6 protein-coding genes are annotated in these 12,563 nt (G+C 43.0%); all 6 read left to right on the forward strand.

All coding sequences use genetic code 11. The annotated features are described in order from the left end of the window. Positions 1 to 374: 374 nt before the first annotated feature. The 6 genes from J2X69_RS16040 to J2X69_RS16065 all read left to right on the forward strand — a co-directional run bounded on the left by J2X69_RS16040 (position 375) and on the right by J2X69_RS16065 (position 12,559). Positions 375 to 662 (forward strand): hypothetical protein, encoded by a 288-nt coding sequence (locus J2X69_RS16040; protein WP_310105412.1) that lies wholly within the window; start codon positions 375 to 377, stop codon positions 660 to 662. Then, positions 649 to 2,829 carry a hypothetical protein gene (locus tag J2X69_RS16045; RefSeq protein ID WP_310105415.1) on the forward strand — a complete coding sequence of 727 codons (2,181 nt, stop codon included), beginning with the start codon at positions 649 to 651 and terminating at the stop codon, positions 2,827 to 2,829. Before J2X69_RS16040 ends, J2X69_RS16045 begins: the two co-directional genes overlap by 14 nt. A 196-nt stretch (positions 2,830 to 3,025) precedes the next feature. Further along, complete coding sequence (locus J2X69_RS16050; RefSeq protein WP_310105417.1) at positions 3,026 to 6,541, forward strand: RHS repeat domain-containing protein; 3,516 nt, start codon at positions 3,026 to 3,028, stop codon at positions 6,539 to 6,541. Positions 6,542 to 6,552: 11 nt separating this feature from the next. Continuing rightward, positions 6,553 to 10,506 carry a DUF6443 domain-containing protein gene (locus J2X69_RS16055; protein WP_310105419.1) on the forward strand — a complete coding sequence of 1,318 codons (3,954 nt, stop codon included), beginning with the start codon at positions 6,553 to 6,555 and terminating at the stop codon, positions 10,504 to 10,506. Then, positions 10,503 to 10,988 (forward strand): hypothetical protein, encoded by a 486-nt coding sequence (locus J2X69_RS16060; RefSeq protein ID WP_310105421.1) that lies wholly within the window; start codon positions 10,503 to 10,505, stop codon positions 10,986 to 10,988. Before J2X69_RS16055 ends, J2X69_RS16060 begins: the two co-directional genes overlap by 4 nt. Before the next feature lie 194 nt (positions 10,989 to 11,182). Then, positions 11,183 to 12,559, forward strand: coding sequence for a hypothetical protein (locus J2X69_RS16065; RefSeq protein ID WP_310105423.1), 1,377 nt, complete (start codon positions 11,183 to 11,185; stop codon positions 12,557 to 12,559). Positions 12,560 to 12,563: the final 4 nt, after the last annotated feature.

The raw sequence follows: 12,563 nt of genomic DNA on the forward strand, positions 1-12,563 counted from the left end.
TCCCGGCAGATGGACTCCGAGCTTGAGAAAAGGCGGGTGTAAAAGGTAAGGGAATAGGAAAATTTTAAGGATTTATCTTATATCAACAGGCCGTTGGGAGCTTGATTTTTTTCTCAAAATCGGATTCTGTGTTGAAATTTATTTTTTTTATCAAAAATTATGAAAAATTTTATCAGTGATAATCAGCGGTTTACAAATTTGATGGGATTTAGTTGAAATTTTAAGCACATCACTTTTTCTGCCGAATACATACTTAAATAATCCGTTTGAATACCGATGAAAAATTTTGGCAGATCTGAAATACCCTATATAGGGTAATTTTTATATGAAAATAAAAAGCGTAGCATTGCGGCCAATTCTTTAACTAACGCTGCATGGCAATTGGGTATTGTATTTTTGTTTTGATTTTTCCCCTGTTCTTCGAAAGCATAGCTCAGATCATACCGGAAAAGACAACAATCGGGCCAATGAAAACTGTCCCCGGATTGTCGGATGCCATTCAGCCCACACCTGAAAAAGCCGGCTCAACACAGTCTTTTCTCCGGGAAGGGCAGTCAACCGCTCCTGCCACACTGCAGTTTAATTTTATCCACTACCGACCGGGCCAAAAAACCTGTTATAGAAAAGTAATCCCTTATCCATCCACGTATGTTGTTATCTAAGCGAAGGAAAAGCATCCCGCTTTTTTTAGTGTTGACTTTTTTGATCCCGATGGGGTCAAGCCGGGTTTTTGCCCTGCCGGCAGAGGCTTCAACACCTGATTTTCACACTACTGTCCCAGCCTTCAGCACTGCCGAATCTTTTATTGCAGAGACGGTTGTCATGGAAGAAGAAGAGGTTGACCAACAGCACAATCCCCTGTCTGCGGCATCCAAGGAAACGCAGAATGTCGGTGGAGACGGAGATCAGGAGGAATTGGAGGAGCTGACGGGCAGACTGATCAAAGAACTGGAAGAGAGACTGGGAGTGGATGCAAAAATACGCCCTTCGGAACACAGCAAGAAGCAGAGTCCCGCAGCCAAGAGCACTACCGAATTTTCAACCAATTCCACTGCTTTACCCAGTCAGGCGGAATACAACGCATTGATCGCTATCTATCAGGCTACAGGCGGGGCAAACTGGACCAACAAGGCAGGCTGGAGCACCGCGAATCCCAATGTGGTCCAGTCGGTACATGGATGGACCGGGGTGACTGTGGATTTTGACGGCCATGTGACCGGTATAAATCTGAACGGGAATAACCTGAGCGGAACACTTCCCGCCAGTATCCGGGATCTGGATTATCTGAGAACATTGCTGCTGCCCCTAAACAACCTTACCGGACCGCTGCCGAACGTCTTTCACGAAATGGCAAGCCTGAAAGAAATGCACCTGGACAAAAACCAGCTTACAGGCAGTATTCCCCAGTCCATCGGCTATTCCACCACGCTTGAGGTAATCCAGCTGTCAGGCAATGCACTGACGGGAAATATCCCTTCCTATCTGAACAACCTTACCTCACTGAGACACCTGATTCTGAACGGCAATCAGCTGACAGGCCTGATACCCAATTCCATAGGCCTGCTTGGAGAGCTCAGGAATTTATATCTGTACGACAACGATTTATCGGGTTCCATCCCGACCTCCATCGGAAACCTCTCCAAACTTGAGTTTTTGCACCTTCAGCACAACAGAATAGGGGGAGAGATTCCTTTGACAGTCGGAAATCTTCTGCAGCTCAAATCATTCAGTGTACACGACAACAATATAGGAGGGCCTGTTCCCACGGGAATAGGCAATCTGGCCAACCTGGAACTGTTTTTTGCCTATAACAACAAATTGACGGGACAGCTTCCCACCACGCTGGGAAATCTGAAGAAGGTCACCAATTTTTTGCTGCTGTCCAATCAGCTGACAGGCCCCATTCCCACCCAGGTGGGGAGCATGACAAACCTCCAATACCTAAACCTGACAGAGAATAAAATCAGCGGGACCATCCCTTCCCAGCTGGGGAATCTGACCAAGATGCATACCCTGAGGCTGGATTACAATGAGTTGACGGGTCAGATACCCGCCACGCTCTGTTCAATTCCCACACTGGTCTTGTTCTATGCCCAGATGAACAAATTGACGGGAGACGTGCCCGTGTGTTTGTTGACCAAACTTCCCAACCTGTTCAGGATATCGCACAACTATTACAGTTTTACCGATCTGGGCAGCAAAACCCAGTACTGGCCCCAGCCGAATTACTATTCCCCCCAGCGTTCGGATCCCGCACTGACCACTTACAGTGTCTCCGGCACGGGAAGCATAACCCTGGCCACCACGGTAGGCAAGAACATGGGCAGTCCTTCCAACTACCAATGGTATAAGAACGGAAATGCATTGACAGGCGCCTCACCAGCCAATGAATCTATTACTGTCAACTGTCCCGCATCGGGCGGAGGTGGCTTTAACTGCTCCGGGAATTACATCGGTGATGTTACCAATCCGGGTTACCCGACGATTGTGATTCTGGCAGTAGGAGGAGAAATAGAGGGGATAGACGAGGACGATGAAGACGATCTGGATATCACGATCTGTACTTTAAATGAACTTGATTCGGAAGTCAGTCCTCTGATTGCTTCGGTGGGGTATAGGTTTGATTGGGAAGAAGCTGTAGAGTGCTGTTTGGAGGAGAGTTTCGGAATCAGTACCGCAATACTTGAAACAGTAGCTGAACAGCCTGAAAATAGAAGGGAAGAGTTGTATTGGGTATCGGTGAGTACCGCATGCTTGGAAGATGCTTCAGAGCCACTGACTAAGCTGGTTACCGATAAAGGCTTTCATTATACGCATTTGGTATTATGATCAGATCGAGAATTGCTAAAAACAATGGAGTTGCCTCCTATCTTAGGGTTTGTGTTATTGGAATAACTAGTGGTTTGGACCGCTCTTTATTTTGTAATGTTTTAATCGAAATTAGAAACATGTTTAAAAAGGTTAGTAAAAAGGGATTGTTTTATTCAGAAAAGTAAGATTGATGTTATCTAAAATATATCTATTTATGAAATTATTAGTATTTTTTATTTCCCTTATTGTTGGGCTTGATCTCTATGCTCAGGATATTATGCAGACGCATTTAGAGAACTATATGCCTCCATCTCCAACAGCGCAGGAGTTTATAAAGTATGGGGAATATCCTGTCAGTCATTATACAGGGGTGCCGGATATTTCAATTCCTTTGTATCAAATAAAATATAAGGATCTTAGTGTCCCACTTTCTATAAGTTATCATAGTTCTGGAATTCTGGTAGATCAACAGGCTACATGGATTGGGTTGGGATGGTCCTTGAATGCAGGAGGGACTATTTCCAGAGTCCCCAGAGGTAACCCTGATGGCAGTTCTGGAGGTTTCTTGGTGGCTAATGTTTCAGAACTCGATGATTTAGAGTATGATAGTAATTATTTTGAGCAGGCTGCAACTGGCCAGATAGACACAGAATCAGATATTTATTATTACAATTTTTCGGGGTATACAGGTCAATTCTTCTTTGGAAGAGATAAGAAAGTAAGACTTATTAATGAAGCTCCGATTGAAATTGAATATTCTAGCGGAGCTTTCATGATTACAGTTGAAAACGGTTCTGTCTATGAATTTAATACTAACAGTACTGAGAGTACCCGAAGCTCTACTTATAGTTTTGGTTCAGAGATTTCCAGTAATTATGTGTCAACTTGGCATCTTTCTAAAATCACATCTAAACATCATACAGGAAATATTTCTTTTTTGTATGAAAATGAAAATCCCATAACAAGCAATGAGTATGATTATACAGAGAGTACCGGTAATTACTTTCTGCCTACTTTTCCACCCACAGTTATCCCTGGTGTACATCATCCTGCTTCAATAGCATCACATACAAGGACTCAAAGTAATCCGAAAAGGTTAAAAGAAATAAATTTCCCTAACGGCAAAGTCATTTTTAACAGGGCGAATGATCGTTTAGATGGGATTCATGATCGTCTTGATGAAATTATAATATATCAGAACAATGGAAGTTCTGTTTACTCCAAATTAAAAAGTTATACATTTATTCCAGATCATTATTATTCCAGTCAAACAAATGCCGTATCTCAAGTTCCATTAGGCGGGTCAACAGATTATAGGAGATACAGGCTTAAGTTAAAGGAATTGGTTGAGTACGACCTTAATGGAAGTGATCCTAAAAAACACGTTTTTGACTATAATACGACAATGCTTCCTCCCTTGGAAACTAATGCAAAGGATTATTGGGGTTACTATAATGGTAAAAGCAATAATTCTTTAATCCCCAAGCAACCCTTCCATTATATGGAGCAACAAGTTGGAAGCGCAGACAGAAACCCTGATGCTCTTTATATGAAGGCGGGAGTACTTGAAAAGGTGACTTATCCGACTGGTGGTTATACGGAATTTTATTATGAACCAAATGAATACATTACATCTGAACCCGGGTTAACTACAAAGACAATAAATGTTTCAGCAAGAGGAGACAATGCTCCTTTCAATGGAGTTGTAACTTTTACTCCCACATACTCTGGCTATGCTACAGTGATTGTAGAATCGTCAGATATGATTGATGCACAAGGAGGAACATTTCCGCGGATTACATTGCAAAGGGAAGGCTATTCAAGTTATCTGATAGACCATCGAATAGATCCATATACTTATACTTTTCCGCTTAACCCACCTACAGTTGATAAAACATTTTCCCCTGTTTATCTGATTGAAGGACAAACTTATGTTTTAAAAGTAGAGGTGAAAGGTAGCTCCTCATCTACCAGATATGCCGGGGCTGCATTTATAAACGCACATATAAATTATCAGGAAGTTTCGTCAGAGCCAAATACCTCTACTAAGCTTGCTGGTGGCTTAAGGGTTACTGAAATAAAATCATTCACTAAAGAGAATATATTAGGCTATGCAAAAAAATATAAATATAAGAACCCTAGTTTAATTACTCCTGAGAAATTTATTAATGAACATTTTTTAGACAGTAATATTCAAGGATGGAAACGTCAGGGTGGTGTAACAAGTGTACACTGTACGGCTAATTCTACTACTCGGAGATTCTATTATGGAGGAACCGTTAGGTCTTTAACATTATATGGAGGTAGCGCTGTCGTATACGCAACTGTAGATGAAATCCAAATTGGTAAAACAGGCCAAGAACTTGGTAAAACTATCTACCATTTTTCAACCCATAAAGATGCTGTTTATCAGACTTTTTCATCGTATAAGGGAGGGTTGATGCTTCTCAAAAAGGATTGGACAGGTGGGCAGTTGACTTTGAAAGAAATATATAAAAATAAATTAGGTAGTCAGGACTCTTTAATTTATTCTGAGATGAATGATTACATAATAAAAAAAGATAAATTAACTGTTTATAATGATGCTTACAAAATGTATAAAATTGTTCATAAAGCTAGGATTTTCGGAGATTGCAGAATAGTAACAGCTGATCAATTTGAAATAATTGAATATCCTATATTCTCAGGAGTTAAATTGCTAAAGAAAACCGAAAGTATTTTAAGGGACGATTTAGGCCTTGAATTTCATAAAACAAGGGAATTGTTTTATGATAATGAATTGCATTTACAGCCAACTAGGGATGAGTTGAACTCCAGTGAAGGCGATACTTTTATAACAAAGACATATTTTCCGGATGATATTGTTTCTTCCACTTTTTTAGGAGAACCTGCATTAACACCAGCAGAATATAATGCTATAGTGAAACTTAAGAAATTAAATGAACATCGTGTAGGAGAGCCTATCCAAATAGAAAGATGGAAGGATAATAAAAAATTGTTTACACAACGTACTTCCTACAAGGAATGGGGGAATGGAATGGTATTGCCTGAACTAATCAAAAGTTCAAATGAAGATTCTCCTTTAATAACAAGGATGCGATATCATGAGTATGATAACTCAGGTAATCCATTATTGGTGTCCAATGATGAAGGGACAAAGATTAGTTATGTTTGGGATTACAATAGTAGTTTGCTTGTTGCAGAAGCCGTCAATGCCACTAATAGCCAAATAGCTTTCACCTCTTTTGAGACTTCAGACAAAGGCGGTTGGACTTACTCAGGCACCCCTGTCACCACCCACAAAACAGGCACAAAGGGCTATAGCTTAGGTTCCGGTCAGGTTACCAAGACTGGGATTGCAGCCTCTGTCTCCAATCCCTACCGGGTTGGGTTCTGGGCAAAAAGGACTTCGGGGACAGGCAATGTAAGTGTAAGCGGGCAGACCGAATCCCTTACCACCGCCTGGAAATGGGTGGAAAAGACAATTACCACCTCCAGCCTGACCATTACGGGAAGCAGTGTGGTTATAGATGAACTCAGGCTTCATCCTGCTGATGCGATGATGACCAGTTATACCTATGATCCTTTGGTGGGCATGACCAGCAAGACCGATCCCCGTGGCTTTACGGTCACCTACGAATACGATGCTTCAGGCCGCCTGAAGACCATAAAGAACGAGGATGGCCATATCCTAGAGCACTACGAATACAATTACGCCAGCGGTAACTAACCATTTTTGAGATGAGACACTATTTGATCCCGACCCTTTTTCTGTTTTTGGTTACTTCCTCGGCATCGTTATGCCAGACGACCGAGAATTTTGTCAAAACCTACCGGGCGCGGACGGGGACCACTTCCGTGGCCACGGTCACTACCGGTACAGCAAGCCAGTCCTATAAGACGTTTACCTATTTTGACGGACTGGGCAGGCCAAAACAAACAGTGGGCAGGCAGGCCACCATTAGTGGGAAGGACCTGATAACCCCGATAGTCTACGATGATTTTGGACGGCAGGAGAAGGAGTACCTGCCGTATTTTGAAACCACGGGTACGCAGAACGGGAGTTTTCGGTCCAACGGAGTTTCGATGCACACCATCCGTACTTTTCCTATTTACAAGGACAGCGTTGGCTATTCCCAAACACTGTTCGAACCCTCCCCCCTAAACCGTGTGGATAAGCAGGCGGCTCCGGGCAGACCCTGGCGTATGGGTTCGGGCAAGGAAGTGAAGTTTCAGAGAAGACCCAATACGCTTGCCGATGATGTCAGGATTTGGACGGTGAATGCCAGCGGACTTCCGGTGACAACTTCTGCCTATGCGGCAAATACCCTATGGGTGGAAATCACCCGGGACGAGGACAATATCCAAGCGCTTCAGTTCACGGACAAGTTGGGAAGGCTTATCCTAAGGAAAACAGAAAGCTGTGACACACCTCCGGGTAATGGGCACGCGGGATGGCTTAATACCTACTATGTATACGATGACCTGGGACAGTTGCGGGCAGTGATTCCTCCCCTTGCCATTGATATGTTTGAGTTAAACAACGCCTGGTCCAAATCAACCGATGCCGACCTTGCTGATGAGCAGTATTTTGTTTACAGGTATGACGGCAGGGGAAGGATGACGGAGAAAAAGCAACCCGGGCGGGAAGTAGAGTTTCTCCTGTACGACCTTCAGGACAGGATGATCGGCATGCAGGACGGTGTGCTTAGAAACAGCAAAAAATGGCTGTATACCCGATATGATGCCCTGGGCAGGGTGCTTGCCACCGGTATGACTTCCAAGGATCTGCTCTTTGCCGACCTTCAAGCCCAGATAAATACTGTGGGTGGTTCTAACAATGCAAAGCTAGTCAACGGGAATGCCGTGGAAGGCTGGCCTTCAGACCAGGGAGATGTGTTTACGGTGAATTATTACGATTCTTACCAGCACCTGTCAGGCTACATCTATCAGGCCAATCCGGATTTTGATCCGGAGGCAAGCAGCCGTGTGCACGGCCTTCAGACGGGCAAGAAGGTTAAAAACCTGGAAACTGGTGACTATTACCTATCGGCCATGTTTTATGACAAGAAAGGCAGGGTGATCCAAACCCTGTCCGACCATCAACGGGGAGGGAAAATCCGCACCTCTGTCAAGTACAACTTTGAAGATCTGCCCCTGCTTTCCCTGACTTCAAGTACAGAAACAGGAGTGGATGCTATTCTCAGGACGTACACTTACAATGCAATCGGTGAGTTGGCAACCGTTAAACACAAGGTCGGGTCTGATTCCAGCCGGACAATTGCACAATACACGTATAACGATCTGGGTCAGCTGACGGTAAAATCCTTTCCCGAAATAAGCACGGGCAACCAGACCTATAGTTACAATATCAGGGGCTGGTTAAAAAATCTGGGGAGTGCATTGAACGGAGGTTACACCCAGACCAATTATTACCAGGAAAGTACCGCCGTCACTCCCCAGTATAACGGGAATATCTCAAGAGTCGATTGGGGCGGTGTGTCAGATCCTGAAGAACCCTATAAAACCAGAACCTACAATTATACCTATGACAATGCCAACAGGCTTAAAGCCGCAAATTTCACGGCTAGCAGCGAGGTAAACCGATATACCGTTTCAGACATCACCTACGATGCCAACGGCAATATCCACGGCATGAAAAGGAGCAACCAGAAGACTGCATCAACTTATGGCCCCGTGGATGATCTGGAATATGAATACTACAAATACAGCAACAGGCTGTCGCAGGTAAAGGACAACATCACGGCACTGACTTATACGGCCAAGGATTTTAAAGATAGGGGAACCGCGGAGTACGGCTATGACGAAAACGGCAACATGACCGAAAACGCGGATAAGCAGATCAGTCTGATAGCCTATAATCACCTGAATCTTCCGCAGGAAATCAGCTTTTCAACGGGGGCAAGCATAAGGTTTTCCTATGATGCGGAGGGAAACAAACTGACCCAAAAGGTATATGATACTTCGGGAAACCCGACCAAAACCCAAGACTACATCGGGGAGATCGTACTTCTGGACGGGTCACCGGATTATCTGCTGCATGAGGAAGGAAGATTTGTCATTGAAGGCGATGTGCTGCACAGTGAATTCTATGTGAAGGACCATTTGGGGAATGTGCGTCAGGTACTCCGCAGTCCGAATGTCCAGACCTTTATAGCCACGATGGAGAATGGCCGTGCTGCTGCTGAGGAGATGGAGTTTTCCATGGTGTCGGAATCCAGACAGACAGAGCCTGAGCACAACGTGACGCAAGGCGGAAATAAGGTGGCCTGGCTGAACGCAAACCGTGGAAGAATGGTAGGTCCGGGAAGAACCCAGGAGATCTATGCGGGAGACAGCCTGAAACTTCAGGTTCACGGTAAATACCAAGAAGACAAAAAACAAAAAGCCAATGCTGCAAGCTTTATGGCAGCGGGGGGTAAGGAAAGACTGGTGGCAGACCTAAACGAACTGGCGCTAAGCACACAGCGTGCAGGCGGTGCAAATCCCATAGCCCTGCTGAATCTGGCGGATATCCTGGCCAAGGACCTTCAGAAGAAAGAAGCTCCGGAAGCTTATCTGATGTATGCCCTTTATGATCAGGACAGCAATAGATACGAAGTCGGCAAGAAAGTCCTCACTAAAAATGCTGCAAACCAACATGAAGTGTTGGAGGAGAATATGTATATTTCCAGGGACGGATATATGGAAACCTTTGTGGTAAACGAAACTTCGGAGGATGTCTGGTTTGACAATATGATGGTTATGAGTATCAGTTCGGTCATTGTGCAGGAGACCCACTACGATCCCTGGGGATTGGAACTGACAGGGCTGGGCTTCCAGCGTGGAGGGATGAAGGCAAACAAGTACCTCTACAACGGAAAGGAACTGATAGAGGACGAAGGTCTTCAGTATTATGACTATGGTCAACGAATGTATGATCCTGCAATAGGCCGTTTTAACCGAATCGACAGGTTTTCAGAGAAATATGGTTCTCTATCACCTTACCAATACGGAGCAAATAACCCTGTTCTTTATATTGACGTTAATGGTGATAGTATATTAATAAATACTCAAATTACATTACCAATTGGAATAGGTACAAACATTAACATTTCTTTACATTATAATGAAGGATCGTTCAACTTTCAGAATGGAGTTAGTTATACAGGGAATGATAGTTTTGTTAACACTGTTAGTTCTGCTTTAAATAATATTGAAGAAAGTAAAAGTGGATCTGAAATGGTGAGCTTTCTTTCTTCAAATCCAAGGAACGTGGAAATTGTAAGAGTAGATGGTGATAATGGATATAATCCATATAATAGGCAAGTTATGTGGAATCCCGAGAGCAAAAGCCTGATACCAACAGAAGCAGGTCTTATGAATCCTAAAGGTTTTATAAGCTTGTCACATGAGCTAGGTCATGGAGAAGATCACCTTAGAGGCACTTTGAATACAGATAGAACTTGGACATCTGTTGGTTATTCTCAGGCTGAGAAATATGCAACGCATCGAGAAAATCAAATAAGGGGAGAGCTAGGTATGCCTTTAAGAACGCATTATGGATTATACAGAAACAATCAAACAGGTGAGCTTTTTCCAAATAATGACTCAAGAATCATAAGAGGGGATTTTAGTATGTTTTATCAGGTGAAAGTAGGCAATATATACATACCTTATTTGTACAGAAAATGAATAAATTTATATTAATTATTATAGTATTTGTTTTTAGTGTTATATTAAGTTGTAATTCTTCAAAGATGTTTTCGGAAGGAGATATACTTGATAGGCTGTTTATTGAGCAAAAAAAAATAAGCCCTGTCATGGCAGATAATTTTGATTACTGTAGGCGAATTGCAATTTCAAAGAAGGAGTATAGATCTTTAACCCAGTCAAAATTTGACACCTTATGGCTAATTGAAAGAGCAAACGAGGTTGATTTAAGTTCCTCAATTGCTGCCTGGAATTCAAACAGAGATTTTGTTGTCATATTCGAATTAGATATTGATGGTTTTAATATCAAGGAAATTGATTATAACTCTTTTAAGGATCCATTGAAAACTATAACGGAAAGTTTTGACACTAAAGTGGTTGATTCAAATCATGATGTTTTAGGGTCTAAGAAAGTGTTTATTAGTTTTGTTTCTAAACAAAGTCTTGTGACTTTAGGTTTTTGATGTTTTATACATTATAGATACTTTACATAAAATATATTTATAGTGCTGGTCTCATTTCTATAAAAAAAATCTAGTTTGAATAACTTAGCTTATCATTATTTATGGTATAGGATAGTGTGAGTTTAGTGGATTATCAGGAAATAGATTTCATTTTTGAAACTAGGTTCCCTTATATTTGATTTTAGCTGATCGTTATGCACAAAGGAATCATTTTTATTATTTGCTTGCTGCTCTCTCCGACTTTTTTGAATGCGCAAAATTTGCCAAAAGCCACACCCGGTAAGCTTCCTGCTATGGCTAGTCTTGGTAATTTACCATCACTACCTACCAAACCCGAAATTCCTTACCTGGAAGAACTCAAGCAGATCCAGTCACTGAAAAAATCGTACGATTCCCTGCGGAAAGAACTCAAAGATCTGAAGGAAATTACCACTGACAGCACCCGGCGTGACAGTCTCTTTATGCAGGCCAAGGAAAGGAGTAAAGAAGTGCTGGACCGGGAAAGCAAAACACTGGAAAGCCTGATCCAAAGTGAGGACATCCCGGGAGAAGAAATAAAGAATGCCACAAAAAACACCCTGGATCGGGTGAATGAATCCAAGGCAAGAATAGAAGGCATCCAAGAAGTTGACGGGCTAGAATCTCTGGTGGATAGGAACAATGAAAACCTCAAGGCACTGACCAATGAATGGCTTATGCCCAAAGTGGAAGAACAGCTTACAGGTGTGGTGAGAGAAGGGGGTGATCCCGGAAATGCCAAACTCCCTGACTTCTACGGAAAAGATGCCCTCGCAGAACTCACTAAGAAAGGTCTGCCTTCGGAAATTCCCTTTGAGCAGGCCAAGGAACTTGCAAAAGGGAAGGCAGGACATATTTCCGAAGAATATGTCCAAAAAGCAGGAAAGGATTTTTCCAAACTGAAAGTCGATTCTCTCGGTAATATCAAGACCATTCCATCTGAGTTGAAAAACAAAAAGAAAGAAATTTTTGAGCCGAACCGGCTAAAAGAAGAACCCATGATCCACCGTATAGGGATGATGCTGTGGTATGATCCCCTGACATCCTTCGGAGATGGACTGCTGCTGGATTACGGACTGTCGTATTCCTTTTCGCAGCAGTTTGCCTTGATGGGAGGGATGAGCTGGAAAAAGCAGTTTGACGATAAGGAACAATTGAGAAGAGAAGGGCTGGGAGTGTTTACGGGATTACGTTTCAGTAAGGGTAATTGGTTCGCCCAGGGAACGGTAAACCGCAATCAGGTTACCGTCACCAATCCGGCTGGCTATGAGTCAAGGAATTTTGATGGGAGAGCCTGGGCATCCAACCTTGGAATCGGCAGAACCATCCCGATGGGCAATACAATCAGATCGGTGGTAATAGGCTCCATAGATCCCTTTTATGACAAGAAATCCGGCTTGTACAAAAGCAGGGCACAGCTGAAGATCGGCTTTGAGATCGGCTCTTTCAAAAAGATCAGGAAAGAAGTGAAGGAGCTGGTTCCGTTGGACGGGTTGGAAGAAAAGGGGAATGGGCAGATAGAATATTATCTGAAAGAGATCGAAAATTATTGACTAT

It is taken from the genome of Algoriphagus sp. 4150, assembly GCF_031457395.1.
GTDB lineage: Bacteria > Bacteroidota > Bacteroidia > Cytophagales > Cyclobacteriaceae > Algoriphagus.